The organism is Mesorhizobium sp. C399B, assembly GCF_030323185.1.
Classification (GTDB): domain Bacteria; phylum Pseudomonadota; class Alphaproteobacteria; order Rhizobiales; family Rhizobiaceae; genus Mesorhizobium.
Map to the genome: position 1 here is coordinate 6333195 of NZ_CP100472.1, position 22119 is coordinate 6355313.

The following is a 22119-nucleotide window of genomic DNA, read 5'->3' on the forward strand; positions in this document are numbered from 1 at the left end:
AGGACCTGTCCCATGCGCCGCGCTGGCCGATTGCAGCCGGGCTGAAACCACCGCAATGGTGAATGACGTCAGGCGGGCGCGGGGCTCGCCCGACCAGTGATCCAGCAGGAAAACCGATGATCGAATTGCCTTTTGCGCGCGATGAGTACCAGCGGCGGCTCAAGAAGATCCGCGCCGAGATGGCGGCGCGTGGGCTGGAACTGCTGGTCGTCAACGATGTCGCCAACCAGCATTACATCACCGGCTATGACGGCTGGTCGTTCTACACGCCGCAGGTCGTGCTTGTCCCGATCGAAAACGAGGCCGAGCCGGTCTGGATCGGCCGCGCCATGGATGCGGCAGGCGGCTTGCTGACGGCCTGGATGAAGCCGGAGAATGTGGTCGGCTTCCCCGAGGACCACGTGCAGCGCGCCGATCGCCATCCGATGGACTGGATAGCGGCCTGCATCGTCGCCAAGGGCTGGGGCGCGAGACATATCGGCATCGAGCTCGAAGCCTATTATTTCTCGCCGAAGGCGCATGCCCGGCTCGTCGCCGGCCTGCCCAATGCGAAATGGCACGACGCCGATCTGCTGGTGAACTGGATCCGCGCCGTCAAATCCGCGCCCGAAATTGCTTATCTGCGCAAGGCGTCGACACTTGCCGAATCGGCGGTTTCGCGGGCCTTCGAAGTCATCGCGCCAGGCGTGCGCGAATGCGATGCGATTGCCGCGATCCAGGCGGCGCAGATTGCCGGCAGTCCAGACTTCGCCGGCGACATCACGGCACTGCCGCCGACCATCCTCGGCGGCGAGAATGCATCGGCTCCGCACATCATGTGGAGCGATCGGCGCTTCGGCAAGGACGAAACGATTGCGCTCGAACTTGCCGGTGTCTGCCGCCGCTATGCCGCAGGCCTCGCCCGAACGATGCAGCTCGGCAAGACGCCGGCCCGTGTCGCCGACACCGCAAAGGCGGTGATCGAAGGCATGGATGCGGTGCTCGACGCGGTCAGGCCGGGGACCACAGCCGAAGCGGTCGAGGCCGCATGGCGCAAGGTTATCCAGCGCTACGGGCTGAAGAAGGAATCGCGCATCGGCTACTCCATCGGCGTCGCTTATCCCCCGGATTGGGGCGAGCACACGATCAGCCTGCGGCCCGGCGACAAGACCGCGCTGCAACCCGGCAACGTCCTGCACTCCATTCTTGGCATGTGGATGGATGGCTGGGGCATCGAGATCAGCGAGACCATTCTGGTGACCGAGACCGGCCATGAGACGCTGACCAAATTCCCGCGAGACATCCATGTCAAATCCTGACCGGTCAGCCACGACGGACGCCACCGCGACCCGCCTGACGCATCTGCTCAATATTGGATCGTCCGGCGCTCGATCAGCACCACAAGACAAAACAGGACGATCGACAGGCCCGATGACAGCACGATCGCCGCGTAGAGGCGGTCCGACTGGTAGTTGAAGGACGCCTGGACGATCAGCGCGCCAAGTCCTTGGTCGGAGCCGATCCATTCGCCGACAATGGCGCCGATCACGGCGGTGGCCGAGGCAATCCTCAGCGATGAGAACAGCATCGGCAAAGCGCGCGGCAGCCGCAGGCTCCAGAACGTGACGCCGGAGCACGCGATGTCGGATTGCCAAACAACAGGATGGTACAACGGGTGAAGGAGGCGGGGGCGTGCAACCAGCCGCCTGGCCTGACCCTACAGATACTGCTCGACCTTCTTGCCGACGGTCAGGAAGCGCAGCGGGTCGATGGCCTCGCCATTGTGGCGGATTTCGTAGTGCAGGTGCGGGCCGGTCGAACGGCCGCTGCTGCCGGTTTTGCCAATGATGTCGCCGGCTGCGAGTTTTTGGCCGACGGCAACGTCGATCTCGCTCAGATGGCCGTAGCGCGTGGCAAAGCCGTTGCCGTGATCGACCTCGACCATGCGGCCATAGCCGCCGTTCCAGCCGGCCTTGGTAACGATTCCGGCCGCCGTGACCTTGGCTGCCATGCCGACCGGCGCGCGGAAATCCATGCCCGAGTGCAGGGCAGCGGTGCCGAGGATGGGGTCAGTGCGCACGCCGAACGGGCTGGTGACGGAGTGGCCCGGCGCCGGGTTGGCGAGCGGCAGCCGCCGCGCCTCTTTCTTCAACTGGTCGAGCGTATCCAGCGCCTCGTCCAGTTCCTTGACCTTGCTGTCGAACATCATCGAGCTGTCAAGCGGGATCAGCGGTCCGCCGACATCGCTTTCGTTTTTGCCGAAATCACTGTCGACCGGCAGACCGGCCGCTTCCAGCGCCTGGGTGATGGCATCGGCGTTCTTGTAGGCGTTGTCGGCCAGGGTTTCGATGCGGGTGAGTTGCTGGCTTTCGATAGCCTTCAGTGAATCATTGATCGAGACGAACAATTTGTCGGCACGGTCCGCAGCCGTTTCGCTGGGCAGCGGGTCGGAGCGTGTCGACCACAGCGAGAATGGCCTGGTGTCGCCCGAACCGAGGCTGGCGACCGAATAGGCGAGTGGCTCGCCGCCAGTCAGTTCGGCATGCTCGTCGAGTTTTGCCGCCACATCCGCGGCGGCCGGCGTGCCGACCTCGTTTTCGGCCCGCTCGAGAATCGGGCCGAGGCGGCCATGGCGCTGGCTGAGCTGGCTCTGCCGCTCGATCAATTCGCTGACCTTGGTTTCCATCAGTTTTTGGTCGAGAAGCTGGCGGCTGGTGATGCGGTCGACCTGCGCGCGCAATGCGGAAATGCGATCTTCATAGGCCTGCTGCATGCGCGCCTGCCGGGCCGTGGTGGCGCCGATCAGATCGTCGCGCAGTACGAGATAGGAGGTCGCCAAGAGATAGCCGATGGCGATCGCCGCCAGTGCCGAGCCGAGAAAGGCGACGAGCCACGGCCGGATGGTGAAATGCCGTATTTCATTGCCCCGCGCAATGATGACCGTATGCGGCTCCTTGCGCCTGCCGAAGACCGCTGACTGACCGGTTAGGTTCACGGGACCAAGCTTTCGTTACGACACCAACGAAGCCCGATTACACATTATTAGGGTTAACAAAGTTTTGCCGTCGCGGGCGCGCTAGTGACCAACGGTGTCAGCCAACCGCATATATGTCTTATGCCCCTAATGCACTGCGCGGCGTTGGCCAGATCGGTGGCGCCTCAGAGCGCGCGGACCGCCTCCAGCACTGCTTCGGCATGGCCTTTCACCCGGACCTTGCGCCAGATCCCGGCGATCCGCCCGTCCTTGCCGATCAGGAACGTCGCCCGCTCGACGCCCATATAGTTGCGGCCATACATCGTCTTTTCGACCCACAGATTGTAAGCCTCGATCACCTTGCGCTCCTCGTCGGCAACCAGGTCGACGGTGAGATCGTATTTGGTTTTGAACTTGTCGTGCTTCTTCACGCTGTCCGGCGACAGGCCGATCACCACGGCGCCGGCCTTTTCGAACTCCGGCTTCAGCTGCGAAAAGCTGATCGCCTCATTGGTACAACTTGTGGTGTCGTCCTGCGGATAGAAATAAAGTACAACGGGCTTCCCCCGCATCGAGGCAAGGCTGAGTGAGCCGCCGCCGTCGCGCGGAAGATCGAATTGCGGCGCAACGTCGCCAACGTCGAGATCAGCCATATCGATGCCCTTGTTTGAGGTTACGCGGCCCTAAATCAAAGAGATAGAGCATGATGTCGTCCGAAAACCGCCTCACACTTTTCGGCATCATGCTCTAGCCTGCGTCGTTATAGTGTCGGGCGGGGATTCGTCCACGATCGAATTCGCACAACGGAAAATTGCGTGGATCAGGAAGAACCGCAGCACGAGAAAATCCGGTTCAGGCGTGACGAGATCACCGACCTGGGGGCTTTCCCGTCCGCTTGCCGCGTGCCGCCGCTCGGCAAGGCACGGATCGGCCGCGGCTTTCGCATCCTTGCCCGGCTGTTTGCCGGCATTGGAGCCCTTGTGCTGCTGGCAGCGGCCGCCGTCTACGTCATCGGCGCCACCGGCATCGGCAACGAACGGCTGCGGTTGGAAGCCGAAACGGCGATCGAGAAACTGGCCGGTTTCGACGTCAAAGTCGCCGTCGGTCCTGCCAGCCTGACACTTGACGGATCGAGCTTCATTGCGCTGCAGGTCAAGGATGTCAGCGTCGAGACGGCCGACGGCAAGCCGATGGCCGACGCCGGGCGCGTCCGCTTCGGCATCCGGCTGATCCCGCTGCTTTCGGGCGAGGTTCGGCTGACCAGCGCCAGGATTTCCGACGCCCATATCGTCACCGCGGCAATGCCGTCGGGTGGTGACTGGATAGCGCGCCTGCGCAATCAAGACGGTCTCATCGATCCGGAAAAACTGGCCGCCGTCGTCTTCAGTGACGTCAATCGTGCACTCGATGCCGTGCGCGAGGATTCGATGCGCCGCATCGATCTCAAAAATGTCGCGTTCGAGCTGCCCGAGGCCGGATCGGTCAAGCTGGTCACGATCGCCAACGCCACGGTGCTGCAGTCAGGCCCCGGCAGCATGGAGTTCTCGTCCGAGGCGGATGTCGATGGCCGCGCGCTCACCGTCACGGCCACCGCCACCCGCGATACGAGCTCGATGCGCGTTACCGCCTTGAACGCCGCCATCGACATGGCGGATGTCGCGGAGACAACGCCGGCGGCCGGCGGGCGAACCGGCGCGATGGCTTTGAAGCTCACGGGATCCGAAGGCTCGGGCGAGACCGATTCGCGGCTGACGGGCTCGCTGTCGCTAACCGGCTCGGTGCTCGACCTCGGCACACGCGGGCTGTTGCCGGCCGATGTCGATGTCGACGCCGCCCTTGTCTCCGGCTCCAACAAGATCGATGTCGGCAGGCTGGTTCTAAAGACCGGGCGCTCGGCGTTCAATTTCGCCGGCTCGATCGGGCCAAAGCCGTCGACCGGCGCGGCCGGCGAGGAGCCTTCCTATCGTTACGACCTGACCAGCGACGGCTCGACGCTGGCGCCTTCGGAATCGCCCGAGCCGGCGCTGAATTTCTTCGCCCGCATCGCCGGCGTCTATCAGATCAAGAGCCGCAAGCTTGTCGCCGACCAGATCGGCATCAGGTCGGGATCGGGGAGCGAAGTGCTGGGAACCGCTGCGGTTTCCTTCATCGACAACGGACCGCCGGGTATCTCGGTGTCGCTCAACGTCCACGACATGGCGGTCTCGCACGTCAAGCAATTGTGGCCCTGGTTCTCGGCCAAGAACGCGCGGCTGTGGGTGCTGCAGAACCTGTTTGGCGGCCGCGTCGTCGATGCCAGCCTGCAGTTCCAGGTCGTGCCGGGGCGTCTCGGCAACGGCGTGCCGCTTTCGGCCGACGAGGTGTTCGGCCGCTTCCAGGTCGAGGGCTCGCGTTTCGACACCGCCGGCCGCATCCCGCCGATACGCGATGCCGTCGGCGTCGTTTCCTTCCACGGCAACGATGTCGACGTCGCGCTGTCGTCGGGCAGCGTCTATATGCCGAGCGGCCGCACCGTGGCGGCAAGCAATGGCACACTGTCGGTAAAGGCGGCAAACCACCCGCCGGTGATCGGCGCGCTCGACATCGACGTCGCCGGCGAGGCGCCGGCCATCGCCGAACTTGCCTCCTACGAACCGATCAACGCCATGCGCCATGTCGGCATCTTGCCGGACGACCTGTCGGGCACGGTGACCGGCCACGTCAAGGCCGACATTCCGTTGCAATCCGGCGTCGACACGTCGAAGCTCGATTGGCTGGTATCGCTCGACTACAAGGACCTGTCGCTCGCCAAGCCGTTCGAAGGCCAGATGGTGACCGATGCCGACGGCTCGATCGAAGTCGGGCCCGGCAAGGCGGTGATCTCTGCCAAGGCGCGGCTGAACGGCATTCCAGCCGAGCTCGATCTGGTTGAGCCGCTCAGGGATGGCGGGCCGCCGCGCAGCCGCAAGGTGGCGCTTGTGCTCGACGACAAGACGCGCGCCATCGCCATGCCTGGCCTGTCGCCGCTGATTTCCGGCACCATCAAGGTGACAATCGACAAGAGCGGCGAAGGCGGCAGCCAGAACGTCGACGTTGACCTGACGAGCGCCAGGCTGGACATTCCCTGGGCAGGCTGGAGCAAGGGGCCGGGCATTGCCGCCAATGCCACTTTTACAATGAGCAAGTCCGGCGATACCACGACGCTGTCTGACTTCGACCTCGACGGAAAGAGCTTTTCGGTCGAAGGCGATGTCGTCCTGGTCAAGGGCGCGCTGTCTTCGGCCCGCTTCAGCAAAGTCGCCTTGAACCGGGGCGACGATGTCGCCGTGACGGTGAAGCGGTCGGGCAAGGGCTTCGCAGTCGATGTCAGCGGCAACGCGCTCGATGCCCGCTCGCTGATCAAGCAGTTCACCTCCGATGTCGATACCGCCACCAAAACCACCGGCACGGACGCGGTTTCGGTTAGCGCCGACGTCAATTCGCTAAGCGGGTTCCATGACGAGGTCCTGTCCAATTTGAAGCTCGACTACAGTGCCGCCGGCTCCAGGGTGAACAGGCTCAAGGTCAGCGCCGCGGCAAGTTCCGGCGCCGCCATCACCATCAGCAATACGGCAGGCAATGGTGCTCGCGCGCTCACCATGAAGTCGGCCGACGCAGGCGCCATATTGCGCTTCCTCAACATCTACGAGCATATGGAAGGCGGATCGATCACGCTGGCGCTCAGCGGCGCAGCCGACGGCCCGATGCGGGGACAGGTCGATTCGAGCAACTTCTTCATCGTCAATGAACCGAAGCTTGCGTCCATCGTATCGACTACGCCAGCCGGCGACAGCCGCAGCCTGAACGAAGCGGTCAAGGGCAAGATCGACACTTCGCGGGTAAAGTTCGAGCGCGGCTTTACCGAGATCGACAAGGGGTCGGGCTATTTGAAATTGGCGAATGGCGTGCTGCGCGGCCCGCGCATCGGCACCACCTTCCAAGGCACGCTCTACGACCAGAACAACAATATGGACATGACCGGAACCTTCATGCCGGCCTATGGCCTCAACCGCATCTTCGGCGAGTTGCCGTTGGTCGGCGTTCTGCTCGGCAACGGCCGCGACCGAGGCCTGATCGGCGTCACCTACCGGCTTAAGGGCAACGCCAACAAGCCGGTGCTGGACATCAACCCGCTATCGGTAATCGCGCCGGGCATTTTCCGGTCGATCTTCGAGTATCGCTGAGGATCCCAGAAGACGGCTCAGGCAGGCCGCACAAGCACGTGCTTTTTCTTGCCCACTGAAAGCTTTGCGACGTTTTCCGGACTCAAATCCTGAGGCGTCACCATCCGCCGGTCGTCCGCCACCGGCTGGTCGTTGAGGCGCACGGCGCCGCCCTGGATATGCCGGCGCGCCTCGCCGTTCGACCCGGCAAGGCCCGCGGTGACCAGCAGCGACAGGATGCCGATGCCAGCTTCCAGCGCTGCGCCATCCACCTCGACGCTCGGCAGGGTTTCGGCCGTCACGCCTTCCTCGAACGTCTTGCGCGCGGTTTCCTCGGCCGCGAGCGCCGCCTCGCGGCCGTGCACGATGGCCGTGGTTTCTGTGGCCAGCACCTTCTTGGCCTCGTTGATCTCCGAGCCGCCAAGGGCGGCCAACCGCGCGATCTCCGAAAGCGGCAGCCGGGTGAAGATCTTCAGGAAGCGCTCGACGTCGGCATCCTCGGTGTTGCGCCAGTATTGCCAGAAATCATAGGGCGAGAAGAGGTCGCCGTTCAGCCACACCGCGCCCTTGGCCGATTTGCCCATCTTGGCGCCCGACGATGTCGTCAGCAGCGGCGTGGTCAGCGCATAAAGCTGCGGCGTGCCCATGCGGTGGCCGAGATCGACGCCGTTGATGATGTTGCCCCACTGGTCCGAACCGCCCATCTGCAGCCGGCAGTCGTGGCGGCGGCTGAGCTCGACGAAATCATAGCCTTGCAGGATCATGTAGTTGAATTCGAGGAAGGACAGCGACTGTTCGCGCTCGAGCCGCAGCCTGACGCTGTCGAAGGTCAGCATCCGGTTGACCGAAAAGTGGCGGCCGACATCGCGCAGGAACTCGACATAGTTGAGCTTCATCAGCCAGTCGGCATTGTTGACCATGATGGCGTCATTGCCAGTGTCGCCGAAGCGCAGGATGCGACCAAAAATGCGCTTGATGCCTTCGATGTTGGTGGCGATCGCCTCGGGGGTCAAAAGGCTGCGCTGGTCGTCACGGAAGGACGGGTCGCCGATCATCGAGGTGCCGCCGCCCATCAGTGCGATCGGCCGGTGGCCGGTCTCCTGCATCCAGTAGAGCATGGTCGCCGATATTAGATTGCCGATGTGCAGGCTGGTCGCCGTGGCGTCGTAGCCGACATAGGCGGTCACGGTTTCCTTCGCGAAAAGTTGATCCAGCCCGGTCTCATCCGAAATCTGGTGGATGAAGCCGCGCTCGCTCATGACGCGCAGGAAATCGGACTTGAAGGCGGGCATTGTTTCTTCCTGAAAGCGCCGGGTCCGAACGGCCCGGCATGGCCTGAACGCGGGCGTTTAGCATCCAAGCGCGTCAAGCAAAAGTGGTTTCCGATTTTGCGCCGGCATGGACAGCCTATTCTGCACTGCCGCGCATGCTTGCTTCATCCTGTCGGCTGGCGTAATGAGGCGCCGCGCCAACGGGTTCGATCCGCTGGAACGGCACCGCACGGCATCCACCGAATGCCATATCTTGTGACAGAGCCCGACGCGATATGCCGGACGCATTGATATCCATCGTCATTCCCTGCCGCAACGAGGCGGCGAACCTGCCGCTGCTGATCGACGAGATCGAGGCGGCGATGACCGGGCGCAACTTCGAAATCATCGTCGTCAATGACGGTTCGACTGACGACACCGCTTCGGTGCTTGCCGCTGAAGCCGCCAAACGTCCGTTTCCGCTTCGGCAGCTTCGGCACGAAAAATCCGCCGGCCAGTCGCTTTCGGTGCGCTCGGGCGCCTGGGCGGCGCGCGGCTCGATCGTCGCCACCATCGACGGCGACGGCCAGAACGACCCGCAATATATCCCCGTGCTGGTCGATGCGCTGCGTCGGGCAGGGCCCGATTTCGGCGCCGCGCAGGGGCAGCGGTTGAAGCGCCGCGACAGCAAGATCAAGCAATTGGCATCGCGTTTCGCCAACTGGCTGCGCGGCGCGATCCTGCATGACGACACCCGCGACACTGGCTGCGGCTTGAAGGCGATCCACACCGATATCTTGCGCAAACTGCCGTTTTTCGACGGTACGCATCGTTTCGTTCCGGCGCTTGTCATCCAGGAAGGCTACCGCGTCGTCCATTGCGACGTCGTCGACCGCTCCCGCCGCCACGGCAAGTCGAATTACGGCATCTTCGATCGCGGCCTGCAGGGCGCGCTCGATCTCGCCGGCGTCTGGTGGCTTCGGCGCCGGCGCCGCAGAATGCCAAAGGTAGAGGAAATCACGCATGGCTAACGTGTTTCAGGAATTGGCGACCTGGCTGCACCAGGTTTTCGTCAAGCAGTTCGACGCCTGGGTTCTTCTCGGCTTCGTTGCCCAGTTCTTCTTCACCATGCGCTTCCTGGTGCAGTGGATCGCTTCGGAAAAGGCCAAGCGCAGCGTCGTGCCGATCGCTTTCTGGTTCTTCTCGCTGTTCGGCGGCGGGCTGCTGCTGGTCTACGCCATCCAGCGTGAGGATCCGGTGTTCATCGCCGGCCAGGCCATGGGCATGGTGATCTATGTCAGAAATTTATGGCTCATCGCCAATGAGCGCAAGGCGGCGATGACCAAGGTCGACTGAGCCACCAGTCCCGCCAAATCCAGTCTGTCCGGTGTTGACCAGTCTGTCCGGTGTCGAAATGAGCAGGAACTACATCTTTCTCTTCCTGTTCAGCCTGATGATGACGGCGTCGGGACTGGCCTCTTTGCCGCCGCTCGACCGCGACGAGCCGCGCTTCGTCCAGGCGACCAAGCAGATGACGGAGACCGGCGACTATGTCGACATCCGCTTCCAGGACGCGTCGCGCTACCAAAAGCCGATCGGCATCTACTGGCTGCAATCGGCGGCGGTGACGCTGAGCGGCGAGGGGGCACAGGCGCCGATCTGGATCTACCGGCTGATCTCGGCGCTGGGCATCGCCATCGCCGTCGTCGCAATCGCCTGGACCGGGGCCAATCTGTTCGGCGCCAATGCCGGTCTTGCCGCCGGCCTGGTCATGGCGGCGATTTTCGCCACCGCCTTCGAAGGCCGCGACGCCAAGACCGACGCGATGCTGCTTGCCTGCTGCGTTCTGGCGCAAGGCGCGCTGGCGCAGATTTATCTGGCATCGCGCCGCAACGAGCCTGTCGCCGGCCATCTGCCGTGGATTTTCTGGGCTGCGCAGGGCGCGGCGATCCTCATCAAGGGGCCGATTGCACCGCTGCTGTCGGCGCTGACGGTGCTCACGCTGGTTGCTTTCGAGCGCGACTGGCGCTGGCTGGCGAGGCTGAAAGCCGGGCGTGGGCTGATTCTGGTGCTGTTGATCGTGCTGCCTTGGCTCGCCCTCATCACCTGGAAGAGCAACGGCGCCTTCCTGCAGCAGGCCGTCGGCAAGGATATGCTCGGCAAGGTCGCGCAAGGCGAGGAGTCGCACGGCGTTCCGCCGGGCTTCTACGTGCTGACCTATTGCCTGTTCATGTGGCCGTTCGGCCTTGTGGCGCTCGGCGCTGGACTGCAGGCGCTCAACCGATTGCGCGACGATCCGCGCCTGCGTTTCTGCCTCGCCTGGTACGTTCCGTTCTGGCTCGTCTTCGAATTGATCCCGACGAAACTGCCGCATTATGTGCTGCCGGCCTATCCCGGCATGGCCCTGCTCATCGGCTGGCTTTTGACGCTGACGCCGCAAGAGGCAAATGCGCCGCTCAGGCGCTGGCAGACATGGCTGTGGTGGGCGACCGCATTCGGCACCGTTCTGGTGACAGTCGGTCTCGCCGTGCTTTGCGTCGGTGCGCCGATCTATCTCATGAAGACATTTTTATGGTGGAGCGTTCCGGCCGCCGCGGCAGCATTGGGCGCCGGCTACCTCGCTGTTTCGCGCCAGACGCTGGTGCCGCTGGTCCGCATCGGCGGGGCTGCGGTTTGCGCCGGTATAACCTACGCCTTGCTGTTCGGTGTCATCGTGCCGTCACTGAAACCGATTTGGATGAGCCGGGAAATCGAGGCGGCGGTTCGCGCCGATCGTCCCTGTGAGATGAGCGTGCTCGCCTCCGCGCAATATCACGAACCGAGCCTGGTATTTCTGGTGGGCACAAAGACGGTACTGACCGATGTCGACGGGGTTGCGCAACATCTGCTTGGCGATCCGGCCTGCGCGCTGGGCCTGGCGCCGGTCGGCGATCAAAAACGGCTGGATGACCTGCTGGCAGGGCAAGGCAAGAAGGCCAGCCGCGTCGCCGAGATCGACGGCATCAACTATTCGTCAGGTGATAAATTGTCGCTCGGCCTGTACCGTGTGGCGAACTGATACCTCTTCGATGATCGCGCCGAGCTCCGCATGTTGATGAAGTCGCCATCACCGGCGCGTGCCGCTATGCCTGCCATGCTCCGGCAGTCTGTCGATAATTTCCGCGATACTTTCGGGATTGTACGGCATCGCCTGGCGACGCGCCCGGCGCGCTACCCGAAAATCCTGTGGTCGGTCTGGGTGGTGGCCTGGCTTTTGCTGACGGTCGCGGTGTCGCTCCGTTTCGACCATCTTGCGGGCACCATGGCGAGGCAGTGGGCTTCAGGCTCGACCAATGTCTTTCACATCGCCGCGTTTTTTACCTTCTTCGGCCTCGGCGGCTGGTATCTTGTCCCGTCGGTACTGGTGCTGATTGCGGCGAATCTGGCGGATTGGCGCAGCCTTTCCCGGCGCGCGCGGATGACCTTCTACAACTGGACCTGCTTTGCTTTCATGGTGCTGGGTTCGATCGCACTCTCGGCCATGGTCGTCAACGTGCTGAAATATGGCGTGGGCAGAGCCAGGCCGATGAATTTCGACAAGCTCGGCGATCTGTCGCTGCATCCTTTTTCCTTGGAGGCGCGCTTTGCCAGCTTCCCGTCCGGCCATGCCACGACCATGGGCGTCATTTTCGGCATTGCACTGCTGTTGTTGCCCCAGCGCAGATGGGTGCTGCTGGCTGCAACCTTGTCGGTCGCATCGACCCGGATCTTTATCGGCGCGCACTATCCGAGCGACACTGTCGCCGGCTTCGGCCTTGGCTGTGCTGTTGCCATCGTTTGCGCGATGGTGCTTGGCCGGCTGGGATGTATTTTCCGCTACACGGCGTCGGGGTTGCCGGTGGCAAAAACTACGTTCCGCCTATTCCGTCGGGCTCGCAAACCAAACCAAAACGATGCGCCGAGACAGACGAATTTCCGCATTGGAGCAGCGCCGGCAAGCAACTGAATTGCTGACGCCTTTGGAACCATCTAAGACCACCCCAGCTAGCTGTCGATGCCACCCCAGCTCCGCACCAGCCGAGCCATGTCAGGCGCGCCGGCGGCTTCCTTCTCCAGCCCTTCGGCGACACCGACGCGGTCGGCGACGGGCCGGTTCTGGCTGACTTTCCACTTGCCGCTGATTTCGGCGATCTCGATCTCAAGCCCGATGATGCCCTTGATCTGCGACTGGATGAAGGTCGGCGGCGCATCGGTCACCGCCCAGGGTGCCTCGCGGGCGCCTTCCTGTGACAGCGTCAGCTCGGTGATCTGCTGTGCGATCCAGGCGGAATCCTCGATCACTCTGACCGTTCCTCGCACCTGGACAATGGCGTAGTTCCAGGTCGGCACGACCTTGCCGGTCTCGCGCTTGGTCTCGTACCAGGACGGCGTCACGTAGGCGTCGGCGCCCTGGAAGACGACCAGCACCGGCGATGTCGGATTGTCGGCCAGCTGACGCCATTGCGGGTTGGCCCTGGCCAGATGGGCGCGCAGCCGGCCATTCGGCCCAACCTCGGCATCAAGCAGGAAGGGAATGGCATTGGCGACCGGGCCATCGGCGCCGTTGGAGATCAGCAACCCCAGCGGATGCGTCCGGATCAGCCCGTGCAGGACGTCCGGCCGCGTTTCCTGGAAATGGGGAGGCTGGTACATGATCGGTCATGCCTTCTTGCGCTGGCTGAACCGGCATTGTGCACCGTTCAGCCGAGCCGCGCCACATGTCAGGCTGGCTTCACCGTTTGGATCAGCCGAAATGGCATTGTCGCGCCCATGATGGGCACGACTGTGACGGCATCGGACCGGGAGTTTTTGTTTTGACGCAATTCCGGACGGAAAACCCGTTTACACTTTTCCTGGAATTGCTCTTAGCGCAGCCGCTTCGGCCGCGGATCGGACAATTCGCCGGCCAGCCGTCGGTCGAGATAGTCGGCGCATTCCTCGAGCAGCAGATCGGCGTCGTTGGCGAAGAAGTGGTTGGCGCCTGGCAAGGTCTTCTGCGTGATGGTGATGCCCTTTTGCGTGTGCAGCTTGTCGACCAGGCCCTGCACATCCTTGGGCGGCGCCACCTTGTCGGCATCGCCATGGATGATCAGACCCGATGACGGGCAGGGCGCCAGGAACGAGAAATCATAGGTGTTGGGCTGCGGCGCGATCGAGATGAAGCCCTCGATCTCGGGCCGGCGCATCAGAAGCTGCATGCCGATCCAGGAGCCGAAGGAATAACCGGCCACCCAGCAGCTCTTGGAATCCGGATGCAGCGACTGCACCCAGTCGAGCGCTGCGGCGGCATCCGACAATTCGCCGGTGCCGTGGTCGAATTCGCCCTGGCTGCGGCCGATGCCGCGGAAGTTGAAGCGAAGCGTGGTGAAATCGCGCTTCTGGAACATGTAGAAGAGGTCATAGACGATCTTGTTGTTCATCGTGCCGCCGAATTGCGGATGCGGATGCAACACGATGGCAATCGGCGCGCTCTTCTCCTTGGAAGGCTGGTAGCGGCCCTCCAGGCGGCCGGCCGGACCGGTGAAAATGACCTCAGGCATGAACTACTCCAAATGGCATACGAATGCGCGGCGCCCGGAACAACTCTTTACTCTAGCCCCAGCCCTTCCGGGCCTTGACGCAGGGCAAGCGTCTTCTTAGAAGCTAGTTTAGAATTGTTCAAAACTGGATAGCCAGCCGTGACGGCCCGGCCATCCTCGCCGCAAGCCGCGTAAATAGGACGTCTTGCCTTGCAATTTCAAGGAAATAACGCGCTATCCTTGCGGAAAGGGTCTTGACGGGATCGATTGGGTGAAAATGGCCGCAGCACGCGCCTATCTCGACTACAATGCCAGCGCGCCGCTCATTGCCGAGGCGCGCGAGGCGATGATTGCCGCGCTCGATCTCGTCGCCAATCCGTCGTCGGTGCATGCCGAGGGGCGCGCGGCGCGGCGCCTGATCGACACTGCCCGGCGCGATGTGGCAGCACTTGTCGGCGCCAAGGCCGAGCATGTCGTCTTCACCTCCGGCGCGACGGAAGCCGCATCGACGCTGCTGACACCGGATTGGCGGATGGGCCGTGGCACGGTGCGCATGAGCCGGCTCTATGTCTGCGAGGCCGACCACCCTTGCCTGTTGAACGGCGGCCGCTTCCCGGCAACACAGGTTTCGCGGATCGGCGTCGACGCCGATGGCATCGCTGACCTCGCTCAGCTGACAGCCGCTCTGGCCGCGCATGACAAGGCCGAAGGCCTGCCGTTGGTCGCGATCCATGCGGCCAACAACGAGACCGGCGTCATCCAGCCGATTGATCGCATCGCCGCGATCGTCAATGCGGCGGGCGGCATTCTGGTGGTCGACGCGGTGCAGGCTGCGGGCCGTGTTCCCATCGATATGTCAGCGGCTTACGCCGACTATTTGATTCTGTCTTCGCACAAGATCGGCGGCCCCAAGGGTGTCGGCGCCGTCGTTGCGGCAGCCGATCTGATGATGCCGAAGCCGCTGATCAATGGCGGCGGCCAGGAAAAGGGCCATCGCGGCGGCACCGAAAACCTGGCGGCCATCGCCGGCTTTGGCGCCGCGGCGCGGCAGGCTTTGGCTGGACTGAAAGACGTCGAAGCGATCGCGCAACGCCGCGGCGAGGTCGAGAAAACACTCAAAACGCTGGTGCCGGACGCAGAAATCTTCGGAACCGGCGCGCCAAGGCTTGCCAATACGACATTCTTCGCTATTCCCGGCATCAAGGCCGAGACGGCGCAGATCGCGTTCGATCTGGCTGGCGTTGCGCTGTCGGCGGGATCGGCCTGTTCGTCGGGCAAGGTCGGGCCGAGCCATGTGCTGAAAGCCATGGGTCATGGCGACAGCCTGGGCGCTTTGCGCGTGTCCATCGGCCACGCAACGAGTGCCGGGGATATCGAACTGTTCCGTGCTGCGCTGGCCGGTATTGCCCAGCGCCGGGCGGGCAGGGAACAAGCCGCCTGAGGCGGCGACAAAGAATTCAGGCCTCGCGGCCTGGTAGAGCCGTGCGTTTGCAAGTGGCCGGGTGAATTCCCGGCCGAGACGCACTATATGAAACTTACGCCGCCTTCGGCGCCTCATGGGCAGCCCTCGGCGATGCCATAGTTTGAAAACTGTCGGGCCTTGACCCCGGCGTGGATGGAGAACGCTTATGCCTGCTGTGCAGGACACGATCGATCGGGTCCGAAAGATCGACGTCGACCAGTACAAATACGGATTCCAGACAGAGATCGCGATGGACAAGGCCCCCAAGGGCCTGAGCGAAGACATTATTCGCTTCATCTCGGCCAAGAAGGATGAACCGTCCTGGATGCTGGAATGGCGTCTGGAAGCCTATCGACGCTGGTTGACCCTGGAAGAGCCGACCTGGGCGCGCGTCCATTATCCGAAGATCGACTTTCAGGACCTCTATTACTACGCGGCGCCCAAGAGCACGCCCGGCCCGACCTCGCTGAGCGACGTCGATCCCGAGCTGTTGAAGGTCTACGAGAAGCTCGGCATTCCGCTGCGGGAACAAGAAATCCTCGCCGGCGTGCAGAAAACCGACGTCTCCGATCTCGAGGAGCCCAGCGACAACGTCTACAAATCGGGCCGTGTCGCCGTCGACGCGGTGTTTGATTCCGTTTCCGTCGTCACCACGTTCAAGAAGGAACTGGCGCAGGCCGGCGTCATCTTCTGCTCGATCTCGGAAGCCATCCGCGAGCATCCGGAGCTGGTGCAGAAATATCTCGGCTCGGTCGTGCCGACATCCGACAATTTCTACGCCACGCTGAATTCGGCTGTCTTCACCGACGGCTCGTTCGTCTTCGTGCCCAAGGGCGTGCGCTGCCCGATGGAGCTGTCGACCTATTTCCGCATGAACGAGAAGAACACCGGCCAGTTCGAGCGCACGCTGATCATCGCCGAGGAGGGGGCTTACGTCTCCTATCTCGAAGGCTGCACGGCGCCGCAGCGCGACGAGAACCAGCTGCATGCCGCCGTCGTCGAACTGGTGGCGCTCGACGATGCCGAGATCAAATATTCGACGGTGCAGAACTGGTACCCCGGCGATGCCGAGGGCAAGGGCGGCATCTACAATTTCGTCACCAAGCGCGGCGACTGCCGCGGCCACCGTTCGAAGATCTCGTGGACGCAGGTCGAGACCGGTTCGGCGATCACCTGGAAATATCCCAGCTGCATCCTGCGCGGCGACGATTCCTCCGGCGAGTTCTATTCGATCGCTGTGTCGAACGGCTACCAGCAGGTCGATAGCGGCACCAAGATGATCCATCTCGGCAAGAACACGTCGAGCCGCATCATCTCCAAGGGCATTGCCGCCGGCTTCTCGCAGAACACCTATCGCGGCCAGGTCTCGGCGCACCGCAAGGCGACCAACGCCCGCAACTTCACCAATTGCGATAGTCTCCTGATCGGCGACCAGTGCGGCGCGCACACCGTGCCCTACATGGAAGCCAAGAACTCGACGGCGCAGTTCGAGCATGAGGCGACGACGTCAAAGATTTCCGAGGACCAGAAGTTCTACGTCATGCAGCGCGGCATCCCGGAAGAGGAGGCGATCGCGCTGATCGTCAACGGCTTCGTCAAGGATGTCATCCAGCAGCTGCCGATGGAGTTCGCGGTCGAAGCGCAGAAGCTTATCGGCATCAGCCTCGAGGGCTCGGTCGGCTGACCGGACAATATATCCAGGAAAGAAAAAATGCTTGAGATCAAGAACCTGCATGCCCGCATCGTCGATGACGGCACCGAGATCATCCGCGGCCTGAACCTGACGGTGAAAAACGGCGAGGTCGCTGCCATCATGGGTCCGAACGGCTCGGGCAAATCGACGCTGTCCTACATCCTCGCCGGCCGTGAGGACTATGAGGTCACCGAAGGCGACATCCTCTATAACGGCCAGTCGATCCTCGAAATGGATCCGGCCGAGCGCGCCACCGCGGGCATCTTCCTCGCCTTCCAGTATCCGATGGAGATACCTGGCGTCGCGACCATGGAATTCCTGAAAGTGGCGATGAACGAGCAGCGCAAGGCGCGCGGCGAGGAGCCGCTGAAGATCCCGGAATTTTTGAAGCGGGTGAAAGAGGCGGCAGCCTCGCTCTCGATGGAGATGGCGATGCTCAAGCGGCCGCTCAATGTCGGCTTTTCCGGCGGCGAGAAGAAGCGGGCCGAGATCCTGCAGATGAAGCTGCTGGAGCCAAAGCTCTGCGTGCTCGACGAGACCGATTCCGGCCTCGACATCGATGCGCTGAAGATCGTCTCGGACGGCGTCAACGCGCTGCGTTCGGCCGACCGTGCCATCATCGTCATCACCCACTACCAGCGCCTGCTCGAGCACATCGTGCCCGATAGCGTGCACGTCCTATACAAGGGCCAGGTGATCAAGTCCGGCGACAAGTCGCTGGCGCTCGATCTCGAAGCCAATGGCTATGCCGGCGTGATCGGCGAAGCCGCGTGAGACGCCAGAAGGCCATTTTATGCTGAAAGGCGGGGCAAAACTGATGAATATGCATACACAACCCCAGCGCACGCAGGCCGAAACGGCGCTGATCGACGCCTTTGGCGAGCGTCTGTCGTTGCTGCCGGGTGACGGCGCGGTGATGCTGAAGCGCGACGACGCCATTGAGGCAATCAAGCACGGGCTGCCGACGCGGCGCATCGAATCCTGGCATTACACTGACCTGCGCCGGCTGTTGACTGCGGTGCCGGCGTTCGATCCGACGGCCGCCGCCAAGGGGCTGGCGCCCATCGTCGAAGGCTCCGCCGTGCTGGCGGTTCTGAACGGCGTCTCCGGCGCGAAATTCCCCGCGATCGAAGGCGTGACCATCCAGCGCCTGTCGGAAAAGCTGACTGACGGCTCGATCGCACCGGGCCTCGATCCCTATGGCAGCGATGACGCCATCGGTGCGCTGAACACCGCCTTTGTCGCTGACGGCTATTTCGTCGACATTGCGGATGGCACAGCACTGGAAAAGCCGATCGAATTGCAGAATTTGCAGGCCGGTGGCCAGGTGCATGTGCGCTTTCCCGTGCGTGTCGGCGCCGGCGCCAAAGCTGCTCTCGTCGAGCGTCAGGCCGGCGAGGGCGCGGCACTGGGCAGCTCGGTCAGCCAGCTCGTTCTGGGCGAGGGTGCGGACGTTACCTGGCTGATCGTGCAGGAGCAGCCGGAAACGGCCACGCATCTTGCCCAGTTCAAGGCGCATCTCGGCAAGAATTCGAAGCTGACGCTGTTTTTCATGAATGCCGGCGGCAAGCTTGTGCGCCAGGAGATCGTGGTGAAGACCACGGGCGAAGGCTCCGACTTCAAACTGCGCGGCATCAACCTGCTCGCCGGCGACACCCACACCGACGTGACCATGGTGCTCGACCATGCCGTGCCGCATACGACGTCGACGGAAGTGATCCGCAATGTCGTGACCGGCAAGGCGCGCGGCGTCTTCCAGGGCCGCATCAACGTCCACCAATACGCGCAAAAAACCAACGCCAAGATGGCCTGCAACACGCTGCTTTTGTCGGACGATGGCGAGTTCTCGACCAAGCCTGAGCTGGAGATCTTCGCCGACGACGTCATCTGCGGCCATGGCGCGACCGTTACCGAGATCGACCACAACCATCTGTTCTACCTGATGGCGCGCGGCATCGACGAGAAGAGCGCCCGCGGCTTGCTGGTGAAGGCGTTCGTGGCCGAAGTAATCGAGGAACTGGACGACGAAACCATCGTCGAGGCCCTGGAAACAAGGCTGGACGACTGGTTCGTGGCGCACGGGTAAGCGCCTCTTTCCCTTCTCCCCTTGTGGGGTCCGAAGGACGGGCGAGGCAAGTGACTCGCCCCGGGCGGTGGCCGAGCGAAGCTCGGTCGGATGAGGGGTGCGTGACGAAGTGAGGCGGTGCCTCAAGAGAGCTTGTAATGGACCAGAAGATCGAAACAACCCCATACGACGTCGAGGCGATCCGCCGCGACTTCCCGATCCTGTCGCGCGAAGTCTACGGCAAACCGCTGGTCTATCTCGACAATGGCGCCTCGGCGCAGAAGCCGCAGGTGGTGCTGGATACGATCCAGCACGCCTATTCCCAGGAATACGCCAACGTCCATCGCGGCCTGCATTTCCTGTCCAATGCCGCAACCGACGCCTATGAGAAGGCACGCGAGACGGTGCGCCGTTTCCTCAATGCGCCAAGCACCGACAACATCGTCTTCACCTCGAACACGACCGCGGCGATCAACACCGTGGCTTACGGCTATGGCATGCCCAATATCGGCGCGGGCGACGAGATCGTGCTGTCGATCATGGAGCACCACTCCAACATCGTGCCGTGGCATTTCATCCGGGAACGGCAGGGCGCCAAGCTGGTCTGGGTGCCGGTCGACGATCTCGGCATCTTCCACATCGAGGAATTCGAAAAGCGCCTGACCGACAAGACCAAGCTCGTCGCCATCACGCATATGTCGAACGCGCTGGGCACGGTAACCCCGATCAAGGAGATCGTGCGCATCGCGCATTCGCGTGGAATTCCCGTACTTGTCGACGGCAGCCAGAGCGCCGTGCACATGCCGATCGACGTCCAGGACCTCGATTGCGATTTCTTCGTCTTCACCGGCCACAAGGTCTACGGGCCCTCCGGCATCGGCGTGCTCTACGGCAAGAAGGACATTCTGCAGGGCATGCGCCCCTTCATGGGCGGCGGCGAAATGATCGAGGAGGTGACTGAAGACATCGTCACCTACAACGAGCCGCCGCACCGCTTCGAGGCCGGCACGCCGCCGATCGTGCAGGCGATTGGCCTGGGTGCAGCATTGGAATACATGGAAAAGGTTGGCCGCGAGCGCATTGCCGCCCATGAGGCCGATCTCAAGACCTATGCGCATGAACGGCTGCGCGCCATCAACTCGCTGCGCATCTTCGGCGACGCGCCGGACAAGGGCGCCATCATTTCTTTCGAATTGCAGGGCATTCATGCCCATGACGTGTCGATGGTGATAGACAGGCAGGGTGTTGCCGTCCGCGCGGGCACCCATTGCGCCCAGCCGCTGTTGAAACGCTTTGGCGTAACCTCCACATGCAGGGCATCGTTCGGCATGTATAATACCAGGGCCGAAGTCGACGCTTTGGCCGATGCGCTGGAAAAAGCGCGCAAGTTCTTCGGGTGACAGGTTCTTTGGATGACGACCATGGATGATGCGAGCCACACCACCGCGCCGGAAGCAGCCATCAATCCGCTGGTTTCCGCCTCGGCCATTCCCGCCGACGAGCTGGCGCGGCTGACCGACGACATCGTCTCGGCGCTGAAGACCGTCTATGACCCGGAAATCCCGGCCGACATCTATGAGCTCGGCCTCATCTACAAGATCGACATCGAGGACAACCGCGCGGTCAAGATCGACATGACGCTGACCGCGCCCGGCTGTCCGGTGGCCGGCGAAATGCCCGGCTGGGTGGAAAACGCCGTCGGCGCCGTCGAAGGCGTCTCCGGCGTCGAGGTCAACATGACCTTCGACCCGCCCTGGTCGCCCGACCGCATGTCGGAAGAGGCGCAGGTGGCGGTGGGCTGGTACTAGGTTGACTGAGGTTGGTGCACTTGCACCAGTGGTAAAACTTCACCATTTTAGGTGAGGAATCATTCGGCAGGCCTTGAACCTGCATGGAATGGAAGAGGAAAAAGAAATGGGACGCTTCGCCGTCATCACGATGACCGAAAAGGCAGCCGACCGGGTGCGCGAGATCGTCGCCACGCGCGACAATGCGCATGGCATTCGCCTCGGCATCAAGAAGGGCGGCTGCGCCGGCATGGAATACACGGTCGACCTGGTGACCGAGCCCAACACCAAGGACGACCATATCGAGCGCGACGGCGCGCATGTCTATGTCGCGCCCGAGGCTGCCCTTTTCCTGTTCGGCACCGAGATGGATTTCGAGCAGACCACGCTGCGCACCGGCTTCACCTTCCACAACCCGAACCAGAGTTCGGCCTGCGGCTGCGGCGAATCCGTCGAACTGAAGCCCGCCGACCTGAAGGCGCTGGCTGAGGCGCGCGCTTCGGCCTGATCTTCCTTATCCCCGTTCACGGGGAGGTGAGGAATGGTCCGCGCAGCGGGCGAAAAGCCAATTGCTTGGCTTTTCGAATGACGAACGGCCCGAAGGGCCGGGTGAGGGGCAGCGCCAACCATCGGAAGTCGCGCTCCGAGCCCTCACTTCACCCACATCTTCGTCCGCATGTGCCAGTCGGCGATCGATTCCTCGGGATAGACGTCGAACGCCTTGTCCTTTTTGCCGATCACCGGCTCGACCCAACTCGCCTTGTATTTCAACATCAGATGCACCTTCTCCGGCGGCTTCGGCAACTCGCTGTCGATTGCCGAGGCGAACGGGTGCACCAGTTCCGGCCAGGTCGGATCGTAGAGCCAGAGCGCCGAACCGCACTTCTTGCAGAAATTGCGCTCGCCGGTCGAAATCTCGCAGTTTGGATGCTCGTCGTCCGCGATCTCGGCCTGGTAGACGCCGAGATTGCGCTTGCCCTTGATTTTCAGCGTCTTGTAATCGGCGCCGAGATTGATGGCGAAGCCGCCGCCGCCCTGCTGCTTGCGGCAGATCGAGCAGTAGCACAGCATGAACGGCACCGGCGTGTTGCTCTCCACCTCGAAATGGACGGCATCGCAGCGGCAGGATCCCTTGAGCAGCAGCGGCATGACAGAACTCCGACGGATGGCTCTCAACTTGCCAGCATGGTT

At 62.8% G+C, this 22119-nt stretch carries 19 protein-coding genes and 1 pseudogene; 13 read left to right on the forward strand and 7 right to left on the reverse strand.

Annotated elements, in window-relative coordinates; all coding sequences use genetic code 11:
• Positions 1-116 precede the first annotated feature (116 nt).
• Positions 117-1298 carry a M24 family metallopeptidase gene (locus NLY36_RS30340; RefSeq protein ID WP_023697546.1) on the forward strand — a complete coding sequence of 394 codons (1182 nt, stop codon included), beginning with the start codon at positions 117-119 and terminating at the stop codon, positions 1296-1298.
• A gap of 47 nt (positions 1299-1345) precedes the next feature.
• On the opposite strand, the pseudogene NLY36_RS30345 reads toward NLY36_RS30340, so the two are convergent.
• From NLY36_RS30345 to NLY36_RS30355, 3 genes and pseudogenes are all read right to left on the reverse strand, one after another.
• Positions 1346-1603: pseudogene (locus NLY36_RS30345) on the reverse strand (ABC transporter permease); the annotation flags it as partial.
• Positions 1604-1696: 93 nt separating this feature from the next.
• A complete protein-coding gene (locus NLY36_RS30350) occupies positions 1697-2974 on the reverse strand; it encodes a M23 family metallopeptidase (protein ID WP_023736504.1) in 1278 nt (425 codons plus the stop codon).
• A gap of 164 nt (positions 2975-3138) precedes the next feature.
• Entirely contained in the window at positions 3139-3606 is a 468-nt protein-coding gene (locus NLY36_RS30355; RefSeq protein ID WP_023697549.1) for a peroxiredoxin, read from the reverse strand.
• A gap of 162 nt (positions 3607-3768) precedes the next feature.
• On the opposite strand from NLY36_RS30355, the gene NLY36_RS30360 reads away from it, so the two are divergent.
• Positions 3769-7155 (forward strand): YhdP family protein, encoded by a 3387-nt coding sequence (locus NLY36_RS30360; protein WP_023697550.1) that lies wholly within the window; start codon positions 3769-3771, stop codon positions 7153-7155.
• 17 nt (positions 7156-7172) lie between these two features.
• Here the strand turns inward: NLY36_RS30360 and tyrS are convergent, their stop codons facing one another.
• Positions 7173-8426 carry a tyrosine--tRNA ligase gene (gene tyrS, locus NLY36_RS30365; RefSeq protein ID WP_023669134.1) on the reverse strand — a complete coding sequence of 418 codons (1254 nt, stop codon included), beginning with the start codon at positions 8424-8426 and terminating at the stop codon, positions 7173-7175.
• Positions 8427-8680: 254 nt separating this feature from the next.
• Here tyrS and NLY36_RS30370 point away from each other — a divergent pair, with 254 nt between their 5' ends.
• From NLY36_RS30370 to NLY36_RS30385, 4 genes are read left to right on the forward strand one after another with little or no spacing between them, the layout of a single operon-like run.
• Complete coding sequence (locus tag NLY36_RS30370) at positions 8681-9415, forward strand: glycosyltransferase family 2 protein (RefSeq protein WP_023697551.1); 735 nt, start codon at positions 8681-8683, stop codon at positions 9413-9415.
• Positions 9408-9740, forward strand: a complete 333-nt coding sequence (locus NLY36_RS30375; RefSeq protein WP_023669132.1) for a lipid-A-disaccharide synthase N-terminal domain-containing protein — start codon at positions 9408-9410, stop codon at positions 9738-9740. Before NLY36_RS30370 ends, NLY36_RS30375 begins: the two co-directional genes overlap by 8 nt.
• Before the next feature lie 58 nt (positions 9741-9798).
• Positions 9799-11442 (forward strand): ArnT family glycosyltransferase, encoded by a 1644-nt coding sequence (locus NLY36_RS30380; RefSeq protein WP_023697552.1) that lies wholly within the window; start codon positions 9799-9801, stop codon positions 11440-11442.
• A gap of 30 nt (positions 11443-11472) precedes the next feature.
• Positions 11473-12369: a phosphatase PAP2 family protein gene (locus NLY36_RS30385; protein ID WP_023736505.1), complete on the forward strand. Its 897-nt coding sequence runs from the start codon at positions 11473-11475 to the stop codon at positions 12367-12369.
• A 38-nt stretch (positions 12370-12407) separates the two neighbouring features.
• Here NLY36_RS30385 and NLY36_RS30390 read toward each other — a convergent pair whose 3' ends face one another.
• Both NLY36_RS30390 and NLY36_RS30395 read right to left on the reverse strand, forming a co-directional pair.
• The gene (locus NLY36_RS30390; RefSeq protein ID WP_023697554.1) at positions 12408-13055 is read right to left on the reverse strand and encodes an FMN-binding negative transcriptional regulator; all 648 of its coding nucleotides are present in this window, start codon (positions 13053-13055) and stop codon (positions 12408-12410) included.
• A gap of 212 nt (positions 13056-13267) precedes the next feature.
• Complete coding sequence (locus tag NLY36_RS30395) at positions 13268-13942, reverse strand: alpha/beta hydrolase (RefSeq protein WP_023669128.1); 675 nt, start codon at positions 13940-13942, stop codon at positions 13268-13270.
• Between the two features lie 256 nt (positions 13943-14198).
• On the opposite strand from NLY36_RS30395, the gene NLY36_RS30400 reads away from it, so the two are divergent.
• The 7 genes from NLY36_RS30400 to sufA all read left to right on the forward strand — a co-directional run bounded on the left by NLY36_RS30400 (position 14199) and on the right by sufA (position 21436).
• On the forward strand, positions 14199-15362 hold the full coding sequence (locus NLY36_RS30400) for a cysteine desulfurase family protein (RefSeq protein ID WP_023711505.1): 1164 nt from the start codon (positions 14199-14201) through the stop codon (positions 15360-15362).
• 187 nt (positions 15363-15549) lie between these two features.
• The gene (gene sufB / locus NLY36_RS30405; protein WP_023706434.1) at positions 15550-17067 is read left to right on the forward strand and encodes a Fe-S cluster assembly protein SufB; all 1518 of its coding nucleotides are present in this window, start codon (positions 15550-15552) and stop codon (positions 17065-17067) included.
• 27 nt (positions 17068-17094) lie between these two features.
• The gene (gene sufC, locus NLY36_RS30410) at positions 17095-17850 is read left to right on the forward strand and encodes a Fe-S cluster assembly ATPase SufC (protein WP_023711504.1); all 756 of its coding nucleotides are present in this window, start codon (positions 17095-17097) and stop codon (positions 17848-17850) included.
• A 43-nt stretch (positions 17851-17893) separates the two neighbouring features.
• Complete coding sequence (gene sufD / locus NLY36_RS30415) at positions 17894-19162, forward strand: Fe-S cluster assembly protein SufD (RefSeq protein WP_023825123.1); 1269 nt, start codon at positions 17894-17896, stop codon at positions 19160-19162.
• 137 nt (positions 19163-19299) lie between these two features.
• On the forward strand, positions 19300-20541 hold the full coding sequence (locus NLY36_RS30420; protein WP_023684864.1) for a cysteine desulfurase: 1242 nt from the start codon (positions 19300-19302) through the stop codon (positions 20539-20541).
• A 21-nt stretch (positions 20542-20562) separates the two neighbouring features.
• The gene (locus NLY36_RS30425; RefSeq protein ID WP_023709315.1) at positions 20563-20949 is read left to right on the forward strand and encodes an SUF system Fe-S cluster assembly protein; all 387 of its coding nucleotides are present in this window, start codon (positions 20563-20565) and stop codon (positions 20947-20949) included.
• 106 nt (positions 20950-21055) lie between these two features.
• Positions 21056-21436 carry a Fe-S cluster assembly scaffold SufA gene (sufA, locus tag NLY36_RS30430; RefSeq protein WP_013532156.1) on the forward strand — a complete coding sequence of 127 codons (381 nt, stop codon included), beginning with the start codon at positions 21056-21058 and terminating at the stop codon, positions 21434-21436.
• Positions 21437-21579: 143 nt separating this feature from the next.
• Here the strand turns inward: sufA and NLY36_RS30435 are convergent, their stop codons facing one another.
• Positions 21580-22077 carry a GFA family protein gene (locus tag NLY36_RS30435; protein WP_023736507.1) on the reverse strand — a complete coding sequence of 166 codons (498 nt, stop codon included), beginning with the start codon at positions 22075-22077 and terminating at the stop codon, positions 21580-21582.
• Between the last annotated feature and the right edge of the window lie 42 nt (positions 22078-22119).